We start from the raw sequence: 25989 nt of genomic DNA on the forward strand, positions 1-25989 counted from the left end.
ATAACGGAGGTAAAGTAAGTGGCTAATCAAAAGATTCGCATCCGCTTGAAGGGGTACGATCATGAGATCGTGGACCAGTCCACGAAGCTCATCGTCGATACCGCGCAGAAGACGGGTGCCAAGGTGTCCGGTCCTATCCCGCTGCCGACGGAGCGCAACCTGTACTGCGTCGTCAAGGGCCCGCACGTCGACAAGGATTCGCGCGAGCAGTTCGAGATGCGCACGCACAAGCGCCTCATCGACATCCTGGAACCGACCCCGAACACGGTCGATTCCCTGATGCGCCTCGATCTCCCTGCCGGCGTCGACATCGAGATCAAGCTGTAAAGGGGGATGTGCGATATGATCAACGCCATCTATGGTAAGAAAATCGGCATGACCCAGATCTTCAACGAGGACGACCGTGTCGTGCCCGTGACGGTGATCCAGGCCGAGCCGAACACGATCTGCCAGGTCAAGACGAAGGACAGCGACGGCTACGAGGCCGTGCAGCTGGGCTTCGGCGCCATCAAGGAGAAGAAGGTCAACAAGCCCATGGCGGGTCACTTCGCCAAGCAGGGCACGGCTCCTACGCGCTACCTGCGCGAGGTGCGCGTCGAGAACGCCGGCGAGTACAAGGTGGGCGACCAGCAGACGGTGGCCGCCTTCGCTGAGACGAAGAAGGTCGACGTGACCGGCACGTCCAAGGGCAAGGGCTTCGCCGGCGTCATGAAGCGCTACGGCTTCCGCGGCGGCCCGGGCGGCCACGGCGCGCACTTCCATCGCGCTCCCGGTTCGGTGGGCCAGTGCGCCACGCCGTCCCGCGTGTTCAAGGGGCTCAAGCTCCCGGGCCACATGGGCGTCGACACCGTGACCGTGAAGAACCTGGAAGTCGTCCGCATCGACGAGGAGCAGAACCTCATCCTCGTCAAGGGCGCCATCCCCGGCGGCAAGAACGGCGTCGTTCGCGTCCGCATGGCGTAGTTGAAGTAACCTATAAGGAGCTTGTATATCATGACGACTATCGAGATCAAAGACGCGAGCGGGAAGAAGGCCGGCACCGCCGACCTCGCCGCTTCCGTGTTCGGCATCGAGCCGAACGTGCCCGTCATGCACCAGGTCGTGCGCGCGCCGCGCGCGTCTTGGCGCCAGGGCACGCATGACACGAAGACGCGCGGCCAGGTGCGCGGCGGCGGCAAGAAGCCGTGGCGCCAGAAGGGCACCGGCCGTGCCCGTCAGGGCACCATCCGCGCCCCTCAGTGGGCCGGCGGCGGTACCGTGTTCGGCCCGCATCCGCGTTCCTACGCGTTCCGCGTGAACAACAAGGAGGTCAAGCTGGCCATGCGCTCCGCGCTGTCCGCCAAGCTGGCCGACGGCGAGCTGTTCGTGGTCGACGCGTTCAACTTCGAGAAGCCCTCGACGAAGGCGGCTGTGGCCGCGCTCAAGGCCCTCGGCTTGGAGCGTCGCACCACCCTCGTCATCGACGACGAGGACGTGAACACCTATCTGTCGTTCCGCAACATCCCCACGGTGAACATCCTGCCCGTGTCCGCGGCGAACACCTACGAGCTGATCGACAACAAGGCTCTCGTGTTCACGGCCGACGCCCTGAAGCGCATCGAGGAGGTGCTTGCATAATGAAGGATCCCCGCGAGGTCATCATCCGCCCCGTCATCACGGAGCACAGCTACGACCAGATGGAGGGCAACACCTTTACCTTCGAGGTGGCCAAGGACGCCAACAAGGTTGAGATCCGCCAGGCCATCGAAGCCATCTTCGATGTGACGGTGGTCAAGGTGAACACGCTCAACGTGAAGCCGAAGCCGAAGCGCGTTCGCTACCAGCTGGGCAAGACCCGCACCTGGAAGAAGGCCATGGTCACGCTCAAGGAAGGCGACACCATCGAGCTGTTCGCGTAAGCGACGTTTCCACGTGCTGCCTCGGCGCCCCTGCAATCGCGGGGGCGCCTTTTTTGTTGGAGGAGGGTGCGAAAAGCGAACCGCGACGCCTTCTTTGACGTGCCGTATCGCCTTGGAGTCGTTACTTCACCACGCGGACGCGGCGGACGCCCTCGATGGCGCTCAGGCGCTCGATGGCGTCATCGGGATGCCCCGGAGTGCCGGCGTCCAGGTCGAGCATCGTGTAGGCGTTCTCGCCGCGGGCCTTGTTCATCATGTTCTCGATGTTCACGCCGGCATCGCCGAACACGTTCGTGATGCGAGCGATGGCGTTCGGGACGTTCGCGTGCAGCACGGCCACGCGGCGCAGGCCGTCGGGCACGGGACCCATGTCGCAGGCGGGGTAGTTCACGGAGTTCGCGATATTGCCGTTCTCCAGGTAGTCCATGAGCTCCCGCACGGCCATCATCGCGCAGTTGTCCTCGGCCTCGGCGGTAGAGGCGCCCAGGTGGGGCAGCACGATGGCGCGCTCCATCTTCATGACCTCGGGCGTGGCGAAGTCGGTGATGTAGGCATGCACCTTGCCGGAGTCCAGCGCGGCGGCCATGGCAGCGTTGTCCACGAGCGTGTCGCGCGAGAAGTTCAGGAACACGGCGCCGTCTTTCATGAGCGAGCAGGCGCGTTCGTCGATCATGCCGATAGTGCCCTCCATGGCCGGCACGTGGATGGTCATGTAGTCGCAGGTGCGGAAAATGTCGTCGAGGTTCGTCACGTGATGGACGGCGCTCGAGATGCGCCATGCTGCGCCCACCGACACGTACGGATCGTACCCGTACACGTCCATGCCCAGATCGATGGCGATGTTTGCGACTTCCGCCCCGATGGCGCCCAGGCCTATGACACCCAGCTTCTTTCCCTTCACCTCGCGTCCGGCGAACGCCTTCTTCGCCTTCTCGGCGGCTTTCGCGATGTTCTCGTCGGCGGCGTTGTGGCGGCACCAGGCGATGCCGCCGGCGATGTCGCGGCTGCCCAACATGAGGCCGCACACCACGATCTCCTTCACGGCGTTCGCGTTCGCGCCGGGGGTGTTGAACACCACGATGCCCTCTTCGGCGCAACGGTCGAGCGGGATGTTGTTCACGCCGGCGCCCGCGCGGGCAATGGCCTGGAGGCTTTCGGGGAACGCGGTGTCGTGCAGGGCGGCACTGCGGACGAGCACGCCTTCCGCCTGGGTGAGGTCGTCGACGAGCTGGTAGTCGTCGGTGAGCAGGTCGGTGCCGTACGCCGAGATGTTGTTGAGGCAGTGGATGTTGCGCATGAGGTCTCCTTCGAGGATGGCAGACGTCACCGATGACGCGCGGCTCGTCGCCGTTTCTTGCTGCATCCTCCTATAGTGCGCAGGTCGCAACCCGTTGTCAACCACCGTTCAGCGGGTTCGCGCTTTATCTCGGTAAAGTGCGAACCCGCTTCGTCCTCGCGTCGCCGTTCGGTGCTAGTTCTGCGTGGAAAGGAAGGTGGGCAGCGTCATCTGCTCGATCTGATCCTGCAGCTCTTCCAGCTCGTCGAGGTGCGTGTCCTCGTCGCGAAGGATGGCTTCGAGGATGTCGCGCGTGGCATAGTCCAGCACCTGGCCGGCCAGCACGATGGCCTCGTTGTACTGCCTGATCGCATCGAGCTCCAAGGCGTGGTCGTTGTTCACCTGCTGGGGGATCTCCGCGCCGATGTGCATGTCGTTGAGGTGGGATACGATGGGCGTGCCCTCCAGGAACAGGATGCGCTCGATGAGGCGCTCGGCATGCTTCATCTCGGTGATCGAGCGCTTCTTGAAATTCTCGCTCAGGCGGGTGTAGCCCCAGTCCTCGGCCATCTCGGCATGTACCATGTACTGGTTGATGGAGGTCAGCTCGCTGGCAAGCAGACCGTTCAGCGCGTCGACAAGTTCTTGGTTTCCCTTCATGGCAGTGCTCCTTCCATACGCACGATGATAGGGAGGATCCGCCCTTTGTAAGATCCTCGACCTCAGCATTGTACGGACAAGGGACCGGCTTGTTCGCTTGCTTACCGACTCGCATCCGTCCCGTGTTCTTCTCGAAACCTGTCGTTCTGGTTTTTGAAGACCGTGCGAAGGGTTATCGGGGATTTGACAGGTGTGCTAGAATAATCGGCTGGTATTGCTATGTTGGAAGGGACGTATATGTCTGGGCATTCAAAGTGGGCTACAACGAAACATCGCAAGGCGGCGCAGGATGCGAAGCGCTCGGCCTTGTTCTCCAAGCTGTCGCGCAACATCACGGTGGCTGCGAAAGAAGGCGGCGACCCGAATCCCGACAACAACGCATCGCTTGCGGCCGCCATCGAAAAGGCCAAGGGCTACTCCCTGCCGAAAGATAAGATCAAAGTCGCCATCGACAAGGCGTTCGGCTCCGGCAAGGACTCCGCTAACTACGAGACCGTCGTGTACGAGGGCTACGGTCCGGCCGGCGTCGCCGTGCTGTGCGAGGCTCTGACCGACAACCGCAACCGCACCGCCGCCGACGTGCGCGCGGCCTTCAGCCATGCGGGCGGCAACCTGGGCACGTCCGGCTCCGTTGCGTTCCAGTTCGAGCGCAAAGGCCAGATCATGGTTCCCAAAGAGGTCGAGACCGGCGACAAGAAGAACCCCGTGAAGCCGAACGGCGCCGCCGCCGACGAGGAAGAGTTCATGCTCGCTGTGGCCGAGGCCGGCGGCGACGATTACGAGGACGCCGAGGACGAGTGGATCGTCTACACGTCGCCCACCGATCTCATGGCCGTGAAGAAGGCGCTCGAGGAAGCCGACGTCGTCACGAAGGGCGCCGAAATGACCATGGTGCCCACTACGCCCGCGACGGTGAGCGTGTCCGATGCGAAGAAGGTCATGCGCCTTGTCGACCGCCTCGAAGAGCTGGAAGACCTCCAGAACGTCTACCACGTCATGGATATCACTGACGAGATTGCAGAAGCTCTGGACGAATAGGCTCTCTCGAAACCAAGCGAACGCGAAGCCGCCGCAAGCACGAAGCTTGCGGCGGCTTTCTCATGCGGGGTTGGACGAAGGGCGTAAGCGCCGGAGCGTCCGGTATCGCCGACGCCTTGTCGCTCGAAAGCCGCGTTTTCGGCCTCGATTCCGCGGCTTTCGAGCGACAACGGCGCGGCATGCGACCGTGGGCTCCGAGTCTCGCCTGCCCAGCCTGCGGTCTTCCGTTCTTCGCTGCCGCCGTTGTGTATAATAGCTGGTTGCTTGCTTGATTATCAATTGCCGCGCTTTTCGCGCGAAGGGGATTCAGGATTACGGATATGCTAGAAGCACTCGCTCGTCTTTTCTCGTACATCGTTCAGCCTTGCTACGATCTGACAGGAAGCTGGTGGATGGCTATTTTGCTGTTCACCGTGATCATCAAGATCGTTCTCATGCCGCTGTCGCTTTGGTGCCAGTGGAACAGCATCGTCATGGTCAAGATCATGCCGGAGCTCAACCGCATCAAAGTGAAGTACTTCGGCGACGCCGAAACCATCGGCGAGAAGCAGACCTTGCTGAACAAGAAGCACCACTATCATCCTCTGCTGTCGCTCATTCCGTTGGCGGCGCAGATTCTCGTGCTGTTCGGGCTGGTGGAAGTGATTCACGGCATCACCGACCACGGCGCTCCGGGAACCGAGTTCTTGGGCATGGTGCCGATTGAAGACGGAGGGCTTTCTTGGATCATGCCGCTTCTGGCCGGTTTGTCCGCGGTGGTGATGGGCTTCGCGCAGAACAGGATCAACCCGCTGCAGCGCGAGCAGTCGAAGATGGAGAAGAACACCACCAACGGGCTGTCCATCGTGTTGTCCCTCGTCCTGGGCGTGTACGTGGCCGCCGGCATGGCCTTCTACTGGATATGCTCGAACCTGATGGCCATCGTTGTACAGGCCCTGTGCAACCTGATCATGCGGCCAGCGAAGTATATCGACTATGCCGAACTCGCTGCAAGTCGTGTGGAGCTGGACGAGCTCAACGCTTTCACGGCGCGTAAAACGCCTTGGTACAAGCGCGATCCGCTGGCGAAGCGCGAGAAGGAGGACTACAGGCGCTTCATGAGCGTGGTCGGCAAGCATATCGTGTTCTACTCCGAGCGCAGCGGCTTCTACAAGTACTTTCAGGGCGCCGTCGAATGGCTGCTGGCGAACTCCGATGCGTGCGTTCACTACGTTACCAGCGATCCCAACGACCAGGTGTTCAAGCTGCATGAGGCAAATCCCCGCCTCATGCCGTACTACATCGGCGACAAGCGCCTGATCACGCTCATGATGAAACTCGATTGCGACGTTGCCGTGATGACGCTGGACGATCTGGAGAATTTCTACATCAAGCGTTCGTATATTCGCAAAGACATCGAGTACGTGTACGCGTTCCATCATATGACGTCCACGCACTTGGTGTGCACGAAGGAGGCTTTCGACCACTACGACACCGTTCTGTGCGTGGGCCCGCATCAGAAGGCGGAGCTCGAACGGGCCGGGGAGATGCGGGATATCCCTCGTCGCAATCTCGTGGAATGCGGCTACGACCTGCTCGATCGGCAGATCGCGGCCTACGAGTCGCGCAAGGCCGCGAAAGCTGCCGAGGGCGCCGGGTCGCGTCGTCCCGTCGTGCTCGTCGCTCCGTCGTGGCAGGAGGACTGCCTGCTCGACCTGTGCGCCGACGAGGTGCTCGAGCCCTTGCTGGGACGCGGGTTCAGCGTGATCGTGCGTCCGCATCCCGAGTACACCAAGCGCTATCACGCCCGGTGGGAGTCGCTGCAGCAGCGCTACGCGTCGTGGTCGCGCGACGACATCTACTTCGAGCAGGACTTCAGCACGTCCGATTCGGTCTACGATGCCGACGTGCTGGTCACCGACTGGTCCTCCATCGCCTGCGAGTTCTCCTTCACCACGATGAAGCCGTGCGTGTTCGTGGACACGCCCATGAAGGTGACCAACCCCGATTGGGAAGAGCTGGGCATCGAGCCCGCCGATCTGGCCATCCGCAATCAAATCGGCGCGTCGCTGGCCATGGAGGAGCTGCCGCGGTTGGGCGATGTCGTGGAGGACATGGTTGCCCGCCCCGAAGCCTGGCGGAACCGTATCGAGGAGGTGCGTTCGCGCATGATCTACCATAAGGGTCGCGGGGGCGAGATCGCCGGCGCATATCTGCTTGACCGCATGCTGGCGAAGCAGGGCGACCGGGCCGTCGAGGCGTCCGGAGCATCCCGGCTGGATAGGGCTGGCGTAGCCGGCTGGATCGACGAGGAGGTGCGTCATGCGGGATAGCAGCCTGCCGCGCTTCGCTGCGCGCATCGGCCTTGTGGCGTCCGACGTCGCGTTCCCCCTTGTCATCGCTCTGGTTTTGACGCTGGGTTTCGCCTCGCCGGCCTACGCCTACGTCGACCCTTCGGTCATGACCTACACCATACAGGCGCTGGCGGGCGTCGCGGTGGCGCTTTCGGCTGTGCTCGGCGTCGTTTGGCGCCGCATGCGCAGACATCTTCTGCATATTCTGCGCATCGACGAGAACGAGGGAAAACAGGTTGAAGGCGCGGTACACGCGCTCGATCCGCTTGCGTTCGATTACCGAGACCGCCTCGATAGGGCGGAATCGGAAGCGCGCAGGATGAAGGCCAAGCAAGCGTCGAACAAGCCTGAGACGCTGTGCTGGCGTGCGCGCTTCCTGTTCTCGCTGGTGGCTTCGCTGATGCTGGTCTACACTTTCGCAGTGGTGGCTCCGCTGGAAATCGTCGCCAGCAGCGTTAACAGCCTGCTTTTCACGGTGACGGACGTCTGGGTTCCCTTCGCCGTCGTCGGGCTCGCGGGCACTGTCGTGCTAGCCTTAGCGTTGTCGCTGTTGCGGGGAAGGGCGTTCAACGTGTGCTTCGCGGTTGTGGCGGCCGTGGGCGTGGCCGGCTTTGTGCAGGCCCTGTTCCTGAACGGATCGCTTCCCGCAGCCGACGGCACGCAGGTGGTTTGGGACGACTACACCACGGCCACCGTGGTGAGCGCCGTCGTGTGGATCGTCCTCATCGGGTCGGCGGTGTTCCTGTCGCTGAGGAAGTCGCTGGCGTTCAAGGGCACGGCCGCCGCGCTGTGCCTGGTGGGCGTCGTCGCGCAATCGGTGAGCCTGGGAGTCCTGCTCACCGCGCCGGCGCCCGACGGCCTACCCCCTGTCGCGGCGAGGCACTCCGTCACCACCGACGGCGTCTCGGAGGTTTCGTCGAACGGCAACATAATCATGTTCGTACTTGATACGTACGACACGCTGTTTTTGGAGGAGGGCCTGGAGGAAGAGCCCGGCTGCCTCGACGAGTTCACCGGGTTCACCTGGTTCGACAACTCCACAGGCTCGATGATCCCCACGCGCTACGCCATGGCCTCGATTCTGACGGGGCAGTCCCTCGACGAAGGCGATGAGGGCTTCTCCACGTCGTTGATCATCGACTGGTACGAGCAGCACGGCCTGATCGACGACATCAACGCGCAGGGGTACGAGACGCGCCTGTACGCCACCGACATCAACGATGCCATCGGCTCCCTGTCCGAGCGGGTGGAGAACATCAAGCTTCGCGAGAACCAGCTGGACTACCCGTCGGCGGTTGCGATGCTGGTGAAGTGTTCGCTGTACCGCGATCTGCCCTGGGCGCTGAAGCCGCCGTTCTGGTTCTACACCGACGAGGTGAACAGCGCTGCGTTGGGCAGCGGTGCCGAGAGCGCCGTGAACGCGCTGTGGACCATGAACGACGCGCGATACTACGCAACCCTCAAAGAGCAGGGGCTGAGCGCTGCCGACCTGGGCGAGAAGGGGAACTTCCGCGTCATTCACCTGGCGGGCCCCCATCCGCCGTACACGCTGAACCGCAATGCCGAGACGGTGGAGGACGGAACCGGCGCCATCGAGCAAGGCCTCGGATCTCTCCACATCGTGAGCGCGTACCTGGAGGAGCTCAAGCGGTTGGGCTTGTACGACGAGGCCACCATCGTGGTGACCGCCGACCATGGCGAGTGGTACATCGCCGAAGACATAGTGCGTGCGACCAGCCCTATCATGCTGGTGAAGCCCTCGACGCAGCCGGGCGGCTCGGACGAGCCCGTGAAGCGCTCTTCGGTGCCGACGGGACACGTCGATCTCGCGGCGACGCTGCTCGAGGCCGCCGGGGGCGATGCCTCCGCGTACGGCGGGATGAGCGTGTTCGACGTGCCCGACGCCCCGCGCCCCCGCTACTACAACGCCTCGTCGGTGGTGGGTCCCGAGCACGTGTACACGTCTATCATCCAGTGGGAGATCGACGGCGATGCGATGAACTGGGACGATTGGCGCGAAACGGGAGTGAGATGGCCCATCGGCTGATCGGCGACGATGGCTGCGAGGTGCAGGGATGATTGTCGCTTTCGCAGATCTTTCGAGCTGGTGAACGCGAAGCCGCCGCAAGCACGAAGCTTGCGGCGGCTTTCTCATGCGGGAGACTGGTTACCCCTCGTACACGATATCGCCGTTCGAGACGGTGCAGACCACCTTCGCCTCCGAGATCTGCTTGGGGTCGACGTCGAGGATGTTGCGATCGATCACGACGAGGTCTGCCTTCTTGCCTGTTTCGATTGTGCCCACGATGTCGTCCATGAAGTTCTCGTACGCCACGTTCTTCGTGTACATCTCGAGCATCTGGTAGGCGGTCAGTCCTTGCTCCTTCCACCGGTAGTGGTCTTCGTCCTCTTCGACGGGGAAGGGGCTGTTGCGCGTGATGCCCACTTCGATTTCAAGCAGGGGATCGTAGGCGGTCACGGCTCCGTCGCTGCCGCCGCTGATGAGGCAGCCTGCTTCCAGCATGTCCTTAGCCGGGTACATGTCGAACGCGCGCTCCTTGCCGATAAATGCGGCTTCCAGTTGACACAGAGGGTCGTTGTACATCCACAGGAACTGCAGGTTGCTGATCGCTTTGAGATCCGCGCAGCGTTTGATGTCCTCGGGAGTGATGGCGCATACGTGCACCATCGTGTGACGCGCGTCACGCTTGCCGTTCGCCGCTTCGGCGCGCTCGTAGGCGTCGAGCGAGGCGCGCACGGCTCCGTCGCCGATGGCGTGAATATGCGCCTGGTACCCGTTCTTGTCGAGATCGGCTACCACCTGGTCGAGCTCTTCTGTGGACCAGTCGCTTGTGGCGGTCCAGCCTTCTCCCTTGCCGGCTGCGGGCAGGTACGGCTCCAGCATAACGGCCGTTGCGCCTTCGGTCACGCCGTCGTAGACGATCTTCACCGTGCCGGTTTGGAACATGTCGGAATCGTAGGCGGCTACGGCATCGAGCTTCTTCTTGATGCCTTCGTAGCCCATGCCCGGCTGTCCCCACACGAGGAAGCGCTGGCGCAGATGCAGATCGCCCCGTGCGTCCATGTTGTGGAGCGCCTCGGCGTGGATGAGCTCGATGCCCGACAGGTTGATGTTCGTGAGGCCGGTGATGCCCAGCGAATGACAGTACTCCTGGAACGCTTCGTAGGCTTTCGCCATGTTCTCGGTCGAGTAGGGAACTTCGATCTTGGACGTGACAAGGCCTTTCGCTGCGTCGGTCAGCAGACCGCTTGGCTGGCCAGCGGCGTTGTGCACGATGGAGCCTCCGTCGGGGTCGGGCGTGTCGGCCGTGATTCCGGCGATTTCCAGCGCCTTGCTGTTCACCCAATAGGAATGGTGCGATACGTCGCGGATCATGATGGGCTTGTCGGAGCAGATGGCGTCGAGGTCCTCTTTCTGCGGGCCCGGGTTCGATCCGTCGGGTTGCAGATAGGCGTTCTGCATGAACGGTCCGCCGTAGTACACTTCGTCGTCGGGATGCGCTTCCACGAACTCGCGGATGATGCGCAGATACTCCTCGTTGTCCATGGTGCCTTCGGGGATGGCGATTTGGAACAGTTCTTCGTAATAAGGCTGTGGGCCGTGCAGGTGGCCGTCCATGAAGCCCGGGCACAAGAACTTGCCGCCGAGGTCGATGACCTTGGTCGCGTCGCCTACGAACGCCTCGATGCCGGCATCGTCTCCTACGTACACGATGTCGCCGCCGCGCACGGCGACGGCCTGCGCTACGTCTCCTTCGTTTACGAGCGTCTGCACGTGGCCGTTCTTGAATACGAGGTCGGCCGCCTTGCCGGTTGCCTGCGCTTCGGCTTCGATGCTCGTGTCCGCCGCCCCTTCTTCTGCGGGCGCGCTGCATCCGAACGGTCCTCCCAGCAGCATCCCTGCTGCAAGCACCGATGCTCCCGCTACGAACGAACGGCGCGTGAGCGCGCTTTGCCGTCCCAGTCCCTGGTTCGTGCTATGCGTCATGACGATCCCTTCCTTCCCTTGTTCGACGATACGCTTGCCGGATCCCTTGTGCCGACGGCACCTTGCCCGACGTTATGGCCGAAGGGGGCCTGCGACAATCAACGCGAAGATGGATGCCTGCTCGAAAGAGGGTTTATTTTTCTCTACCTTGTAGCAAACATGCTGGTGGAGGGCGAGGGTGCTTGTTTTGCGGAAGGGCGCGCTCCCGAGCGGGAATTCGCGCGTGCTATAATCCGCCGCAGGGGAAAGGGGTGCGATGGTTTACTTGCTGTTCTTCTACGATATGGGTATGACCATGGCGAACGCGGCGCTCTGTATCGTGTTCGCTGCGTTGTTCGTGCGGAACAGAAGCCCTCTCCATCTTTGGCTCGCTATCTTGTTCGGATTGTGCACGGCTGACATCGTGCTCATGTACCTGTTCGATTTCGTGCCCGATTTCCAGCTGCTGTTCAGCGCTTTTCCCGGATCGTCGCCGTTTTTGTACGGTTACCTGCATCTCGGTATTCTGCTGACGTTCAGGTTCATTGCGGGCTTTATCTTCGACCAGCCGCCGGCGGCGCGGGAAAGTGCGTTGTGGATTTTATGTTGCACGTATCTCGCGGTTGCCGGGTCGTTGTCGGAAGCCGTGGTAGAGGAATTCGCCGAGAACTTGTGCATCGGCGTGCTGCAGCTTTATATCATGGGCATCGGTATTCGAGGGTTGCGCAAGGGCGATGTAGGGGGTCGCGTGCTGGACTCGAAGGCCGTCGTTGCGCTCGTGGCGTCGTTCGCGTTTTGCTCGGTTGGTTATTTGGCGTGGTCGATAGGCTCGTTCGCGGCTGGATGGGAGAGCCCGCGCAACGTGTTCGTCGAATTGTCTGGTGGAATTAATTTCGTGTTCGCCTGTCTTTACCTGGTTGCGTACGCCCGCAAACTCCGCGAGGCATCGGTTCCAGCCGTGGTGCCTTTTGTTGCCAAGCGCTACGATCTCACCAAGCGCGAGGAGGAGATGCTTGAAATGCTGGTGGAGGGGTTGAGCAACCAGCAGATCAGCTCGCAGGCGTACATCTCGGTCGGAACGGTGAAAACGCACGCGCACAACATCTACGCGAAATTGGGCATTAAGGGGCGTGCGGATCTGCCCGCGTTTCTCGAATGCGAGCTCGCCGCCTCCCTTGATCATCGGAGTTGATCGCGCCGCGCCGCTTCCGTCGTCGGTCTCTGACGAGGGTGTGAAAAAAGCGCGTCTTCCGCGGGTTGTTCCCGGGCTTTGTGCTAGGATGGTAACGAACAAACGTTTGCAACTGAGGCAAACCCTCGGCATGACGACGAAAAGGAACCGATGACGCGCATCGAACGAACCATCTTGGGGATCGATCCCGGCCTGGCCAACACCGGCTGGGGCATCGTGGAGCAGCGCGGGCCGCGCCTGGCGTGCACGGCATACGGGTGCGTGTCCACGCCGAAGGAGCTGCCGCTGGCTCAGCGTCTGCGGAAGATCCACGAGCAGATGGCTGCGGTCATCGCGCGGTTCCAGCCGACGTGCGCGGGAATCGAGACCGTGTGGTTCGGCGTGAACGTGCAAAGCGCGTTCGCCACGGGGCAGGCGCGGGGCGCTGCGCTCGTGGCATGCGCCGAATGCGACCTCGAGGTGCTGGAATTCTCGCCCAGCCAGATCAAGCTGGCGGTGGTGGGAACCGGCTCGGCCGAGAAGGACCAGGTGCAGTACATGGTGCGCCAGCTGCTTGCCCTCGAGGACGTCCCGCGACCCGACCATGCCGCCGACGCGTTGGCCGCCGCCATCTGCTATACCACTCATGAGGGTTTCGCGCGCCGCACGGGCGCGGCATGCATGGCGTACGACGCGCCCGTTTGCAACGTACCCGTCGGAAAGGACAGGCTATGATCGCGTTTCTCAAGGGGACGCTGGCGGGGAAGACCGCCACGACCGCCTACATCGAAGTGAACGGCGTGGGCTATGCCGTGGGCATGTCCCAGGCCAGCCTGTCGAAGCTGCCCGAAGCGGGGGCACCGGTTGAGGTGCACACGTTCTTGCAGGTGCGCGACGATGCGCTGGCGCTGTACGGATTTCTCGCGCTGGAGGAGAAGGCTCTGTTCGAGCGGCTCATCGGCGTGGGCGGCGTGGGGCCGAAGGTGGCGCTTGCCGCGCTGTCGGCGTTCTCGCCCGCGGGTCTTGTGGCCGCCGTGCAGGCGCAGGACGTGGCGGCGGTGCAGCGCATCCCCGGCGTAGGGAAGAAGACGGCCTCGCGCATCATCCTGGAGCTGAAGGGCTCGTTCGACGAGGGGCTGGCAAGCCTGTTCGACGGGGCGGCGCCCGCAGCGGCGTCGGCTGCGAATCTTGCCGGCACGCGCGAGGCGCTGCTGTCGATGGGCTTCACGTCCGAAGAGGCCGACGTCGCCCTCAAGGGCGCCCCCGAAGGCGCGTCCGAGGGCGTGCTGCTACAATATGCGCTGAAGCGATTAGGTTCCGCCGGTCTGCCGACCGGCGGAACGGCTTGACGCTGCGGCTTTCCGCAGCACCCGATCTTGGCGCTCCAAGCCCTCCTCGCGTACGAAGTACGCTTCGTCGGGCTTTCACGTCAATCTCGGGCACCGCGAAAAGCCTCGCTGACATTGTCGGACCGGCGAGGGGGACAATGTTAGACTGGCGAGAAAGATGAAAAGGCGGCTATGGCTGACAACGGCATTCAAATAGAAGGGCTCGTGTTCGAGGCGGGCGCCGGAGCGGGGCGGGATGGCGGCTCGTCGCCCGTCGACGCACGCTCGCGCGCGGTGGCGCCGACGCTCACTGAGGACGATCTCGCGCTCGATCGCAGTCTGCGCCCTAAGCGCCTGGGCGACTACCTGGGGCAGACGAAGATCAAGGAGTCGCTCGCCATCCTCATCGAGGCGGCTCAGGCGCGCGGCGACGTGGTGGATCATATCTTGTTCTCAGGACCTCCGGGCCTCGGCAAGACCACGCTGGCCACGGTCGTCGCCAACGAGCTGGGCGCGAACATCAAGACGACGAGCGGCCCCGCCATCGAGCGCACGGGCGATCTGGCGGCCATCCTCACGAACCTCGAGGAGGGCGATGTCCTGTTCATCGACGAGATCCATCGCCTGAACCGCATGGTCGAAGAGGTGCTGTACCCTGCGCTCGAGGACTTCGCCCTCGACATCGTGGTGGGGAAGGGCCCGGCGGCGCGCTCCATCCGCCTCGACTTGCCGCGCTTCACCCTCGTCGGCGCCACAACGCGCACCGGTTTGCTGACCGGTCCTTTGCGCGACCGTTTCGGCATCGTGTTCCGTCTGCAGTACTACTCGCCCGACGAGCTGGCCTCCATCGTGTGCCGTTCCGCCTCCATCCTGGACGTCGCAATCGAGGAGGACGGGGCGCTGGAGATCGCGCGCCGTAGCCGCGGCACCCCGCGTCTGGCGAACCGCCTGCTCAAGCGCGTGCGCGATTGGGCGCAGGTGCGCGGGGACGGCATCATCGACGAGGACGTGGCCGCCCAAGCGCTCAGCTTCTTCGAAGTCGACGCGTTGGGCTTGGACATGATGGACAACCGCATCCTCGAGCTTCTGGCCGTGCAGTTCGGCGGCCGCCCCGTGGGGCTGACCACGCTGGCGTCTGCCCTGTCGGAGGACACCGACACGCTGGAAGACGTCTACGAGCCTTACCTCATGCAGCAGGGCCTGCTGGTGCGCACGCCGAAGGGCCGCATCTGCACCGAGCGGGCCTACGACCATCTGGGGATTCCGGTTCCGCCGTCCTCGTGATCACGACCGTCCGGGGCGTCCCGGGCTTACGAAGGGAGCTTCCATGCTCGAACAGGATTACCTGATGCGCATCCTCCTGCAATTCGCGGAGGCCATCCGCCGCAGCTGGGCGCGATCGGTGGAGGATCGCGATCCGCGCGATGCCGCCAACATGCTGGAGCACGCCATAGGCGACGCCACCGACATCGACGGCGCCACGCTGCTGTCGCTGTCGCCCGAGTCGATAGCCAGCGTCATGCAGGTGTCGGGCGTCGACCCGCGCGTGTCCGAGTACATCGCCCGGAGCCTGCTTCTGGCCTCGGGTTATCTGGCAGAGGCGGGCGAGGGCGATCTGTCCGCCCTGCGCGCCGAGCAGGCTCGCGCCTTGGCCGAGGCGTACGATCTCGATCTGCCCGACACGCCCGAAGAGCTAGCCACCCTTTTGGATGAGGCCGATGCCGCGCTGGCGAAAGACGCCGAGTCCACCATGGACGTGCTAGGCTACGGCACCGAGCCCGTCATCCCGGCGAACACGATCGAGGCGCCCCTCGATTCCGACCGGTAGGAGCCCGCTCGATCAACGGATCGGTAAAATACGGGCGAAAAAGAGAATCCCGAGCTTTTTTGTTGCCGCATAGCGTATAGTAAGCATGTGCCCTCGAGGTGAGGGCGAGTGTTGCGGCCATGCAGCACACAGTGTTACCTCCTCGGGGACGAGGAGAGGAAAGAGGATTTAAAATGGCGGAAGGTACTGTTAAGTGGTTCAACCCGGAAAAGGGCTACGGCTTCATCTCTCAGAAGGATGGCGAAGACCTCTTCGTGCATTTCTCTGAGATCAAGATGGACGGCTTCAAGACGCTTGACGAAGGTGCTGCGGTGCAGTTCGACGTCACGACCGGTCAGAACGGCAAGCTTCAGGCAAGCAACGTGACGAAGGCATAAGCAGACTAACATATAGAATGCTGAAATGACCCCGCAAAGTGCGGGGTCATTTTTTAATGCGTATCGGTTCGGCAGTGTCTCTTTGCGGGGCTTGGGTCGCGGGCCGATGAGCCGAAAACCCTCTTTTAGGCGTAAAAATGCGTAAACTCCGTCCCGAGGGTTGCCAGCCTTGCGGCGTTCGCGACGCTGTTGATTTTGCGATGCCTCAGTGCTGCGATGATAATGCGGTTCTCTTTGGTGAGATGTTCGACGTTCGGATGGTGTGCCATGCGGTGTAGCAGTTAAAAGCAGCGCGCTACGCCGGCCGACTCCGTCTTCTAAGACGAAGGAGGCGAGGCCGGCTTACTGCTATCGACGCGAACCCGGACGTGTCGAAAGTATACTGATTATGGTGCGAACTCGGTTGGGGCCTTTGATCCTCGGGCTCTCACGCCGGCACGCTGCCCGATTCACTCTTATCCAGGCTGACTGACTTTTGGGTATTGGATTTTGCGTCTTCGTTGCGTCGCAAGTTGTTTGGCATGCTGTGGGCGGGGGGCGGAGGGTCTGAATGTTTCACGTGAAAACATTCGTACGTGTCGAATCGAAGTCATGATGGGGCTGATCCGTTCCCGTTGAGTAGGCGGGAGCAGCAAAGGAGTCGAGCGCTTTACGAGACGGGCTTGCGGGTTCGTGTGAAACCCCAGAGGCCATAGAGTTTCTTGCTATTTGATAGTTAATATGTATCATTTAAGAAATAATTACCAAAAAGGTATTAACAAAACGCGTGCATGGTGCTTAAATAAAAGAAAAGAGGGTATCGGGAAAACGGTCGACGGTCGGAAATAGCGAGGGAGTGCGCTTTTCACGCATCGTTCGGTCGACAATCGACAAGCAACACATATGCACAGCACGCTCACACGCCATATAGGGCGCTGCGTCTGCATAACGGGGGAGCACATGACTACGATTTCGCATCGCAAACTTTGTCGCGGGGGGGGGGCTCACTAGTCTGCTAATTGCAGCAGCGGCGGTGCTTCTGGTTGCGTTTGCGGGCGTGCGCCTCGTAGGACTGACCCCGTACGCCGTTCTCTCGGGCAGCATGGAGCCCGAATATCCCGTTGGCTCGCTGGTGTACGTCAAAGCGGTCGATCCGCTTGACGTCGAAGTGGGCGACGCCATCACGTTCAGCCTGCCCTCGGGCACGCTGGTGACCCATCAGGTGTATCAGATCGATGCCGAATCCCGTGCGTTCCGCACGCAGGGCATCGCCAACATCGCCAGCGACGGGTCCATTTCCCCCGACGCCGCGCCGGTGCCGTACGAGAACCTCGTGGGCAAACCCGTGGCGTGCATCCCGTATCTGGGCTACATCAACAAATTCCTCACTTCTCCGCTGGGTCTTGTGATTGCAGGGACGGCTATCGCCGTTTTCATCATAGCATCGATTGCTGCCGGGAAGCTTGCCGCCCTCGATAGCGGCCAAGCGGCATCGCACCGAGGGGGTGGTGGCAAGCACAGCCGATGCGCCTGAGCATTGAGCGACAGCGTGCGCCCCTGCAAGCGGACGCAAGAAACGAACGAGAGAGAGGAGCGCTTCATGGAAGCGGAAGTAAAACGTAGAAAGCGCCGTGTGGTGTTGGTTGCCCTGGCGGCCTGTTTGGTGGTGGCCGGCATCGGCGGAACCCTAGCCTGGTTCAGCGCGCAAAGCAGTCTGACGAACACGTTCAAGGTGGGCAACATCACCGATCCGACGACGAAGCCGGATAAGCCCTCTGAAAACCTTCCCAGTGACACAACGAAGGTGAGCGGGAATATCTATGAGCCCAGCTGGGTTGACCAGTCTGCGATCGCTCCGGGTGCGAGCGTGGCTAAGGATCCGTACGTGGGCATCGGCAAGGACAGCGAGTCTGCCTATGTGTACGTGTACGTGAAGAACAATCTGCCGGAAGGTGCATACTTCACGATCGAGCAGGGTTGGGAAGCGGTTGAAGCAACTTTGGTTTCGGGATCGCAAGACCAGTACACGGGCGGTCTGTTCGCCTATGCCTCCAACTACCAGAATGGAGCTGGTCTCACCGAGCTTAAACCGACTGGTACCCCTGCTGCCGATGCTTGGACGAAAACCCCCCTGTTCAAAAGCATTATGACGAGCGATACGTTTGTGGCGAACGACACCAACAAAACGGTTGAGGTGTATGCATATGTTGCAGCCAAATCGAACAACAGCGAGTCTACGACCGATCTCGACGCTGCTGCCAAGGCTTGGGCGGCTGAGATCAAAATGAAGCAGTAGCTTCCAGCGTCGCAACTTGCGCATGCTCAGCCTTTGAGCTGCCCTTTGCCCATCCCGGCGCTCCCTCGGGCGCCGGGATGGGCGCATCCGCACCCGTTTACCCAAGGACCTGGATCCCTATGACTGAACACGCACATCACAACATCGCCAGCGCCGCATCGCCCGACGATGCCGCGCGCGAGGCTGCGCCGCCCGACGAGCTCCGCTCGAGCTCGACCGGCCAGCCCTCTGCACCGGAGGCCCGTGCGAAGGCCTCCCGCGCGCAGCGCTTCGCCGCGGTCGCTGCGGCGCTGACGCTGTTGTTCGCTGCCGCGGTTTTGGCGACCCAGGCGTTCAACGTCGAGCTGTTCGACGCGCATCACCCCTTCTCGTTCGGCGCGCCCGACATCGAGGTGGTCGAAACCATGTTGGACGCCTCGGGAAACGAGGTTCCGGCGCTTGTGGACGACCGTATCAACCCCGGCTCCGGCGCCGTGAGCCGCATCGTGCGTGTGCAGAACCTCGGCACGCATCCGATGTTCGTGCGCGTGATGCTGAGCGTGGAAGGCGTGCGGCCCAACGGCGACGCGCTGTCGCTCGACCACGCCGTGACGTACGACTTCGGCGACGCGTCCGCGTGGCAGCGGGGGCAGGACGGCCGGTACTACCTGGCCGTCGCGCTGGAACCCGACCAAACCACGCCCGTGCTGATCGACTCGTTCGAGGTGGAGGCGGGCGCGCTGGCCGGCATCGACCAGCTGAAGCTGGTGATCAAGGCCGACGGCGTGCAAAGCGAGCACAACGCAACCAGTTCCCTGACTGCTGAAGGATGGCCGGCATGATGAATACTCGGGTTTCGATATGGCAGAAAGCGCTGCGCATGGTGCTGGCGCTTGCTTTGGCCGCGACCGCGGTGCCCTTCGTCGCACCCGACAAGGCGCATGCCGATTGGGTCGATAATACGTACCATATCACCAGCGTGGCCGACTTGGTGTACGCGGTCAATCTGACGCATACGACCGCCGGCCAGAGCATCAATATTGTTTTGGATAACGACCTGACTCTGAACGAAGCCGACCTCGAGGTTGCGAAACAGAACGGCGGTCTGATCTTCGGCACCATCGACCTGCCGTTCAAGGGTGCGTTCGACGGCCGGGGCCACACCATCACAGGTTTGGAATACAACCGCGATTTGTGGACTCCGAAGGCGAACACCGGCCTGTTCGCCAGCACCGACGGTGCCACCATCAAGAATCTCACGCTGAAAGATGCCAAAATCGGCGCGGACTTCCGCGGCGGCGTGTTGGTGGGCCGCGCGGACAGCACGCGCATCGAGAACGTCACCCTTATCAGCTGCACATCCAGCATCACGCCCGCCAACAACGCCGTCAGCCTGATCACCAACGCCGGCGTGCTGGGCGGCATCCTCGCCGGCGAGACGAACGGAGGCGTCATCTACAACTGCGAGGTGCGCGGCGGCAGGTGCGTGTCGAACTCGACGTCCGCCGTCGCCGCGCTGGGCGGCGAAGGGCTGTACATGGGCGCGTTGGTAGGTGCAGCAAGCGGAACCGTCATCGAGTATTCGCGTGTGACGCCGATTCGCGAGGTTGCGGCCGATGGCGCCGTGACCTACCAGCATGCAAGCGTCAAGAACAGCTACGACAAGGCGGTGGGCGCCCTGGGCGGCTTCACCGTGTACGCGGGCGGCGTGACGGGGCAGCTTTCGAACGGCGCCCAGATGATCGACTGCTTCTCTACGGCGGACTGCTACGCCTACTGCGGCACGTACGTGAGCGTCGGCGCGGGCGCCACGGTGAGCGTCGGCGGCCTGACGGCGTCGGCGTACGACAGCAACTGCAGCATCGAGCGCTCCCATTACGCCGGCAACCTGAGCTCGAAGCAGTATAACGCGCTGATCGTCATTCCCATCATCGAGTACAACGTGTATCTGGCCGGCCTTGCGAGGAGGGCCGATGGCCTGTCGGTAAGCGAGTCGTACTTCAAGCCTTCTGCAAGCGCAGAGGAGGGTACGAACAAGAAGATCCCCGCGTTGAATGACGCCGCGACGGGGCCGTCGTTCGGGCCGTTGGACGATGACGTGTACGTCGACCGCGATTTCTGGGAGGGGTGCGGCTACGACTTCGCGGGCGGCATCGAGCGCAGCAGCGCATATTCCGCCAGCCATATCAACAAGTGGGTCATAGATTATGACTTGGGCATTCCCGTGCACGGGTCGTCCATCAAGGCGACGTTCGATTTCCCAGGCGCGGCCAGCGTGAGCATCGGGACGACCGGGCTTTCGCCGATACAGGAGCAGATGACTGACAACGCCTGGAAGTTCGCCGTGCAGGGCGTTCTTGCTGCGGACAATACGGTGAAGCTGAGTGCGACGACGAACCCGAAGGATGAGGGTGTAGCGGCTAGCAAGGAGAACCAGGGTTATCGCTTTGCGGGATGGTATCGCGAGTCCAAGGTCACGGTGAACGAGGTGGCCGAGGATCCCGCGTACTTCAAGCCGATGGTGACGGCAGACAAGTTGGTGTCGAACGTTATCGACTACACGCCGGCGAACACTCCCGACGTGAAGCAACTCGAGGACAACGACCTGTTCATCGCGCATCACCAAGCGCAGGTGCTGTTCCACGACGTGGCCGGCAACGTGATCAACAAAGACACCGGCGCGGTGGATTCGACTATCGGCGACGACTGGTACGACTACTTCGACTTGCTGCCGTCGCCGAGTCCGGCGAAGCCCTCCAATAGCTCGACCTTCGTCGGTTGGACGACGACTGCGAAAAACGAAGGCGGGGTTCTCAAGGGTTATGCCAGTGTCATGTCCTCGGAACTTGCCGGCATCAAGGCCAGCGGCGCTTTCTACGAAGCGGGCGATCCGGTGGACAAACCCATGGATCTGTACCCGATCTACAGCGACTATGCAAGCAACATCGTCACCGAGATCGAGGGTTATACCAACCAGGACAATGTTACAGTGCGCGACGGCGTGGGATCGACAGGTGCGAAGCCGGTGTCGAACCCCGACGGAACCACGTCGTATCAGGTGTTCGTGAAAGATGTTCAGGGCACCGAGCTGAGCAACGGCGGGGCGCTTCCCGACGGCTATCGGTTCCTGGGATGGTACAAGAACGTGGACGGCGTTGAGGTGCGCGTGAGCTCCGATTCCAGCTACACCATCCCCGCCGACACCGACCTCACCCAACAGCAAACCTACATAGCCCGCTTCGAGTACCGGGTTGATTACTACGTCGCCTCAGATGCGCAAGATGCTGGCGATTTTAAGAACCCCACACTTCATGCTGAGAGATGGCAACGATACGAAAGCGCTTTCGTGGAGTTGCCTCCACCCGCGTATTACAAAGAGAAGTTCGAGTATTGGGCGTCGTACAACCCCGATGCTAACCCTGCAATAGGAGCTAAATTTACCGGTGTGATACGTAATCCTGAAAGAGTTGCTTCGAAAATGAAGCTCGACGGCACATCAACCGGCTTTGCGTTTGGAGTTGGTATTGACTTTCCTGGGGCGGGTTCCGTTGAGCTGACGGGAAATCCATTATTGACCGGAAGCACCGTTGGAGGCATCAGGGTTGATACGGTGTCAAATGAGAGCTATGTGTTTAGATTCTGGACAGGAGAAGGGACGAACGATTCCCATCAGTGGGGTGAATGGAAAGAGCCGAGTCAAGATAAGGCGTTTCAACCGAAAGGATCCTCTTATTCCACTGCTCGCGCCTATTACTTTCAGGCTCACTACGCTGCAAACGTCAAGTTCGAGGGCGTGTCGAAGGCCGATGGGGGCGAGTGGGTTGTTGAGCGCCGTTACGAAGAGCGGGTTCTGCTAGATCAAGACTTCTCTAATGCATACGACTATCCGAAAGCGGGTTCGTCAACTGGGGTGTCGTTCACTTCTGCCGCTTCTCCCACGGATGCTGAGATGCAGCGTGACGGGTATCGGTTCTTGGGGTGGATTGACAAGTCTGCCATCGCTGCGGATGAGATGACCCAGCATGAATGGGACTACGTTTTCGACGTGACGGGTGACCAGTACTGCACCTCGCAGGCTTCTAAGGCGGTTCCCTACCTGCTGGCTGCCGATGCGGTTTGCACGCGGCCTATGGACCTGTATCCGGTGTATGTGAAGTACGACGTGACCGTCACTACGAACATCGCGCAGGCGGGCGTGCCCTCCGGCGCTGGCGTGAACATCCCGGCCGCGCCGACAGTAGCCGATGGGGGTGCGGCGGCCAGCTTCAATCTGCCGTACAACACGTATACGCGCGATACCGGGCAAGGTGGCACTACCTCTGCAACGGACAACGTAAGCGTGACCGTGAAAGACGACCAGACCATCGACCTCTCCCTGACGGCCGAAAACAACGCAACGCCAGTGGTAGCGGACGGTCAGGCGACGTATCTGCTGAAGTCGTGGACGATCGAGAAGACGTTCCAGGGGCAGACGCATACCGAGACGATTCCCGCCGGGGTCGCTGCCGACGCAACTGCGAACCCTTTGAGCTACACCATCGAGTCGGGCCCCTCGTACAGGTTCGTCGCGAACTACGAGCCGTTGGTGGTGGTGTACCACGTGAACGACGGAGTCACCGAAACCGTGGTGCGCAACAACGGTCAGCAGCTGGGGAAGGGGCCTGATCCGACGTTCGACATCGCTAACATCGATACAGCGAATGCTGGAATCCACGTGTTCGTGGGCTGGACGGCGACGCGTCCGGCGACGGGGCAGTACGCGATTTGGAGCGAGGGTACTGCGATGGTGTCTTCGAGCACGATCGTGCATCGGTCGATGGAGCTGTGGCCGGTGTATCGCGCGGCTACGGTGAGCGTGAACTCGAACATCGACAAGGAGATTGAGGCCGCGGGCGAAAAACCTGAGAACTACCGCTCGCTGAGCCGTTTGGGCTCGATTGACTCGGTCACCCTCGTCGCGGAGGCGAAGGACTTCCCCGGCTACCAGTTCGACCACTGGGCGACGGGCTATGTTGACGACAGCAACCAAGGTACGACCGTGACCGACAACAGCAACTTCGTGCTGAGGGGCAGCAGGCCGTTCGACGGTATCCTGTACACGGCGGTGTACGTGAAGGTGCACGAGGTTCGCTACCATGACACGCAGGGCAACGTGATATACACCGCCAACGTGAAGGGCAACGAGCGCACGTTCGTGCACGAAGTTCCCGTCGGGACGGAGACGGCTCCCGATTCTGGCGGGGGAACGACTGCCGGCTCCGGAGGGACGACTCCGACGCAGCAGGTGCCGATCGACGTGGAGGCGTACCACAATATCGCCGTGGCCCTTGACGCTGCTGCGAACGCGGACGGGCGCGAGGCGTTCAGCAACTGGCAGTGGGACAACAACGGCGTCATGGTTCCTTGGGACGAATTCTTTGACAAGCCGATCACGGGGGACATGGACCTGTATCCCGTGACCTGGCAGGTGAAGGCCACCGATGCGCAAGATGTTGCCATGACCGACCAGCTGACCTGGGCGATAGACGTGAGCGCTTTGGAAACTTCGGGCGCGCCTACGGCGGAGGGGTCGGCCGCGACGCCGAACGCCGAGAAGCAGACCTATCCCATCCAGGCGTACTTCGGGCAGGGCAACTACTACGACCAGAAGCACCTGACGGTTCACGTGGAGAAGCGCTCCTACAAGCCTTCGAGCGAGCCGACATATCAACCGGGCAATCCGCTTCCGGCCGACCGCGATGCGTCTGCGGCGTTGGGCAAGCAGGTCGCTCTGTACGACGACAGAGCCACGGGCAACGTGTTGGCATCGCATGTCGGCACGAGCGGCGACTTCCGGGACTTCCAGGTGGTGAGCGCTGCCAACACTTCGGTGTGCACGGTGGACGGCACTTCGTACACCACCCAAAACAACGGCGACGCCTTGTTCGTGTTCGGCGACATCAAGCTGCTCACCATCACGAAGAAGACCGCTGCCAAGGAGGCGGCAGGGGAGACGTTCCTGTTCACGGTGACCAACCTCAAGGACGGGGCCCTGCAGACCCGCTCGGTTTCGGTCAAGTGCCCCGACAAGCCGGACAAGGACGGGATCTACGCGGCCAGCGTGCAGTTGCAGTTGGGCCAGGGCGAATACTTCGTGAGGGAGGACAAGTCTTGGGCGTGGCGCTATGGACAATCGTACCAGGTGAACGGCGTGACCGTCCCTTCCGGTGCCGACGGCGCGCGCGTGGTGGTCTCGCGTTCTCAGGGCGGTTCGGCCGTGGTGTGCGAGAACGCGCTGGAAAACGACGCGTGGCTGGATGACTCGGCTCGCGCGATCAACGAGTTCGGGAAGGGGGCGAATTCGTAATGGGCAGGGGAAAGCATGCGAAGCCGGCCGAGCGTCGGGCCGCGGCATTCGATCTGCCGCGCAAGCGCCCGGGACGCAAGCGTGCGGCGGTGGTTGCCGCGTGCCTTGCGGCCATGCTGTGCTGCGCAGGCGCGCTGGCGTGGTTTCACACGGAGTCGGGCCTTTTCAACATGTTCAAGGCGGCGAACGTCACGCCGGGCGTGAACGAAACGTTCGACTCGCCGTACACGGTGAAGGAGAACGTGTACGCGACCAACAAGGGGAACGTGAAGGCGTACCTGCGAGCCTCGGTGTCGGTTCGCTGGGAGACCGGGAGCCAGGCCGACGGTTCCGCCGTCGTGTTGGGCGACGTTCCGGAGCTTGGTAAGGACTACACGATGGTTTGGGGCGCCGTCGCACATCCTGACGCCACCCCTTGGATTCAGGGGACAGACGGCCTGTACTACTGGCCGAAGCCCCTCGCTCCCGAAAGCGAGGCTACCGGAGGGGCTGTCGTCGACAAGACCGCGAATTTGATCGACACGTGCACGGCCTTGTCCAACTCTTCGCCTACGGATGATCGCCATCTGGTCGTCGAGATCGACGTCCAGGCCGTGCAGGCCGATCCGGTCGACGCGGTCAAGGAGGCGTGGGGGCTCGACCGGGGCGGTGCCGTCACAGGCGTTGCGGCCGACGGCACGCTGACGGTTTCAAGCAAGGGAGGTGCCGCATGATGACGTGCAGATGCTCGGGACGCGGCGCTCTGACGCTCGCCATAGTCGCGCTCGCGGCGGCGGTGGCGCTTGCAATGCCGGCGCTCGCTCGGCCGGCTGCAGCCTATGCCGCGCCCGCGGGGCCGCCCACCGTGGTGTACGACAGCGCCGCGCGCGAGTTCTCTGTGCGCAACGCCGATGGAGGCAGCTTGTTCGACACGCTGGAGAACCTGGTGCCGGGTGATTCGTCGTCGCACACCGTGGCGGTGCGGGTGGAGAACGCGCGCACGCCCGTCGCGCTGTACCTGCGCCCCTCGTGCGACCGTGCCATCGCCGACGTGATAGGGCCGGTGCGCGTGGTCATGAGTGTGGACGGTCGGACGCTCTACGACGGCGAGATAGGGGAGCTGCTTCGCGAAGGGGCGCTTCCCGTCAAGATGGCCGAGCTTTCGGGCGGCCGGTCGGCGGACTTCACGCTGGACGTGGTGGTGCCCGTGACCTTGGGCAACGAGGCGGCGGGCTTGGAGAACCATGTTCACTGGACGCTCATCGCCCAGGACGAGGGCGGCTCTGCGGGAGCGGGCGGTTCCGAGGGCTCGGAGGGCGAGGGCGGCTCCGGTAGTTCGGGCGGCGCGGGAACCGTGGAAGCCGACGTTTCGACGCTCACCAAAACCGGCGATTTCCCCTATGCCCTTGCGGCGTTGGCGGCGGCCGTCGGCGCGGCCGCCGTGCTGGCAGCGGTGTTCGTCCGTTCCCGCTGCGGTTCCCGGTAGGGCTGCGCCTTCTCTTTCCCGAGCGCC

General features: G+C 62.3%; 22 protein-coding genes. 19 read left to right on the forward strand and 3 right to left on the reverse strand.

Annotated elements, in window-relative coordinates; all coding sequences use genetic code 11:
• Positions 1 to 18: 18 nt before the first annotated feature.
• Genes rpsJ through rplW form a run of 4 tightly spaced genes read left to right on the forward strand, consistent with a single transcriptional unit; the run spans position 19 to position 1898 of the window.
• Entirely contained in the window at positions 19 to 327 is a 309-nt protein-coding gene (gene rpsJ / locus GT590_RS11815) for a 30S ribosomal protein S10 (protein WP_009304899.1), read from the forward strand.
• Positions 328 to 342: 15 nt separating this feature from the next.
• A complete protein-coding gene (gene rplC / locus GT590_RS11820; protein WP_009304898.1) occupies positions 343 to 963 on the forward strand; it encodes a 50S ribosomal protein L3 in 621 nt (206 codons plus the stop codon).
• A gap of 30 nt (positions 964 to 993) precedes the next feature.
• Complete coding sequence (gene rplD / locus GT590_RS11825; RefSeq protein ID WP_161171125.1) at positions 994 to 1617, forward strand: 50S ribosomal protein L4; 624 nt, start codon at positions 994 to 996, stop codon at positions 1615 to 1617.
• Positions 1617 to 1898, forward strand: a complete 282-nt coding sequence (rplW, locus tag GT590_RS11830; protein WP_009304896.1) for a 50S ribosomal protein L23 — start codon at positions 1617 to 1619, stop codon at positions 1896 to 1898. The genes rplD and rplW overlap by 1 nt, the downstream gene beginning before the upstream one ends.
• Positions 1899 to 2019: 121 nt before the next feature.
• Here the strand turns inward: rplW and GT590_RS11835 are convergent, their stop codons facing one another.
• Both GT590_RS11835 and bfr read right to left on the reverse strand, forming a co-directional pair.
• Positions 2020 to 3195: a phosphoglycerate dehydrogenase gene (locus GT590_RS11835; RefSeq protein ID WP_021410594.1), complete on the reverse strand. Its 1176-nt coding sequence runs from the start codon at positions 3193 to 3195 to the stop codon at positions 2020 to 2022.
• Between the two features lie 174 nt (positions 3196 to 3369).
• Positions 3370 to 3834 carry a bacterioferritin gene (bfr, locus tag GT590_RS11840; RefSeq protein ID WP_009304894.1) on the reverse strand — a complete coding sequence of 155 codons (465 nt, stop codon included), beginning with the start codon at positions 3832 to 3834 and terminating at the stop codon, positions 3370 to 3372.
• 237 nt (positions 3835 to 4071) lie between these two features.
• Here bfr and GT590_RS11845 point away from each other — a divergent pair, with 237 nt between their 5' ends.
• From GT590_RS11845 to GT590_RS11855, 3 genes are all read left to right on the forward strand, one after another.
• Positions 4072 to 4872 carry a YebC/PmpR family DNA-binding transcriptional regulator gene (locus tag GT590_RS11845; RefSeq protein WP_009304893.1) on the forward strand — a complete coding sequence of 267 codons (801 nt, stop codon included), beginning with the start codon at positions 4072 to 4074 and terminating at the stop codon, positions 4870 to 4872.
• A 320-nt stretch (positions 4873 to 5192) separates the two neighbouring features.
• On the forward strand, positions 5193 to 7184 hold the full coding sequence (locus GT590_RS11850) for a YidC/Oxa1 family membrane protein insertase (RefSeq protein WP_009304892.1): 1992 nt from the start codon (positions 5193 to 5195) through the stop codon (positions 7182 to 7184).
• A complete protein-coding gene (locus GT590_RS11855; RefSeq protein WP_161171126.1) occupies positions 7174 to 9252 on the forward strand; it encodes a sulfatase-like hydrolase/transferase in 2079 nt (692 codons plus the stop codon). Before GT590_RS11850 ends, GT590_RS11855 begins: the two co-directional genes overlap by 11 nt.
• A 120-nt stretch (positions 9253 to 9372) precedes the next feature.
• Here the strand turns inward: GT590_RS11855 and GT590_RS11860 are convergent, their stop codons facing one another.
• Positions 9373 to 11214: an amidohydrolase gene (locus tag GT590_RS11860; protein WP_114549840.1), complete on the reverse strand. Its 1842-nt coding sequence runs from the start codon at positions 11212 to 11214 to the stop codon at positions 9373 to 9375.
• A gap of 256 nt (positions 11215 to 11470) precedes the next feature.
• On the opposite strand from GT590_RS11860, the gene GT590_RS11865 reads away from it, so the two are divergent.
• From GT590_RS11865 to GT590_RS11920, 12 genes are all read left to right on the forward strand, one after another.
• The gene (locus tag GT590_RS11865) at positions 11471 to 12385 is read left to right on the forward strand and encodes a LuxR C-terminal-related transcriptional regulator (RefSeq protein WP_009608815.1); all 915 of its coding nucleotides are present in this window, start codon (positions 11471 to 11473) and stop codon (positions 12383 to 12385) included.
• Between the two features lie 150 nt (positions 12386 to 12535).
• Positions 12536 to 13099, forward strand: coding sequence for a crossover junction endodeoxyribonuclease RuvC (gene ruvC, locus GT590_RS11870; protein WP_035586126.1), 564 nt, complete (start codon positions 12536 to 12538; stop codon positions 13097 to 13099).
• The gene (ruvA, locus tag GT590_RS11875) at positions 13096 to 13713 is read left to right on the forward strand and encodes a Holliday junction branch migration protein RuvA (RefSeq protein WP_009608888.1); all 618 of its coding nucleotides are present in this window, start codon (positions 13096 to 13098) and stop codon (positions 13711 to 13713) included. The genes ruvC and ruvA overlap by 4 nt, the downstream gene beginning before the upstream one ends.
• 171 nt (positions 13714 to 13884) lie before the next feature.
• Entirely contained in the window at positions 13885 to 14976 is a 1092-nt protein-coding gene (gene ruvB / locus GT590_RS11880; RefSeq protein WP_114557960.1) for a Holliday junction branch migration DNA helicase RuvB, read from the forward strand.
• Between the two features lie 43 nt (positions 14977 to 15019).
• Positions 15020 to 15520, forward strand: coding sequence for a hypothetical protein (locus tag GT590_RS11885; RefSeq protein WP_161171127.1), 501 nt, complete (start codon positions 15020 to 15022; stop codon positions 15518 to 15520).
• Between the two features lie 173 nt (positions 15521 to 15693).
• Positions 15694 to 15897, forward strand: coding sequence for a cold-shock protein (locus GT590_RS11890; RefSeq protein ID WP_009304886.1), 204 nt, complete (start codon positions 15694 to 15696; stop codon positions 15895 to 15897).
• A gap of 997 nt (positions 15898 to 16894) precedes the next feature.
• The gene (locus GT590_RS11895; RefSeq protein WP_081956906.1) at positions 16895 to 17410 is read left to right on the forward strand and encodes a signal peptidase I; all 516 of its coding nucleotides are present in this window, start codon (positions 16895 to 16897) and stop codon (positions 17408 to 17410) included.
• Between the two features lie 66 nt (positions 17411 to 17476).
• Entirely contained in the window at positions 17477 to 18172 is a 696-nt protein-coding gene (locus GT590_RS11900) for a SipW-dependent-type signal peptide-containing protein (protein WP_114533170.1), read from the forward strand.
• Positions 18173 to 18291: 119 nt separating this feature from the next.
• On the forward strand, positions 18292 to 18993 hold the full coding sequence (locus tag GT590_RS11905) for a hypothetical protein (protein ID WP_009608818.1): 702 nt from the start codon (positions 18292 to 18294) through the stop codon (positions 18991 to 18993).
• Entirely contained in the window at positions 18990 to 24497 is a 5508-nt protein-coding gene (locus tag GT590_RS11910; protein ID WP_161171128.1) for an InlB B-repeat-containing protein, read from the forward strand. The genes GT590_RS11905 and GT590_RS11910 overlap by 4 nt, the downstream gene beginning before the upstream one ends.
• The gene (locus tag GT590_RS11915; RefSeq protein ID WP_114557957.1) at positions 24497 to 25210 is read left to right on the forward strand and encodes a hypothetical protein; all 714 of its coding nucleotides are present in this window, start codon (positions 24497 to 24499) and stop codon (positions 25208 to 25210) included. Before GT590_RS11910 ends, GT590_RS11915 begins: the two co-directional genes overlap by 1 nt.
• Positions 25207 to 25962: a hypothetical protein gene (locus GT590_RS11920; RefSeq protein WP_114557956.1), complete on the forward strand. Its 756-nt coding sequence runs from the start codon at positions 25207 to 25209 to the stop codon at positions 25960 to 25962. Before GT590_RS11915 ends, GT590_RS11920 begins: the two co-directional genes overlap by 4 nt.
• Positions 25963 to 25989 lie beyond the last annotated feature (27 nt).

This window comes from Eggerthella sp. BIOML-A1, assembly GCF_009875595.1.
Classification (GTDB): Bacteria; Actinomycetota; Coriobacteriia; order Coriobacteriales; family Eggerthellaceae; genus Eggerthella; species Eggerthella lenta.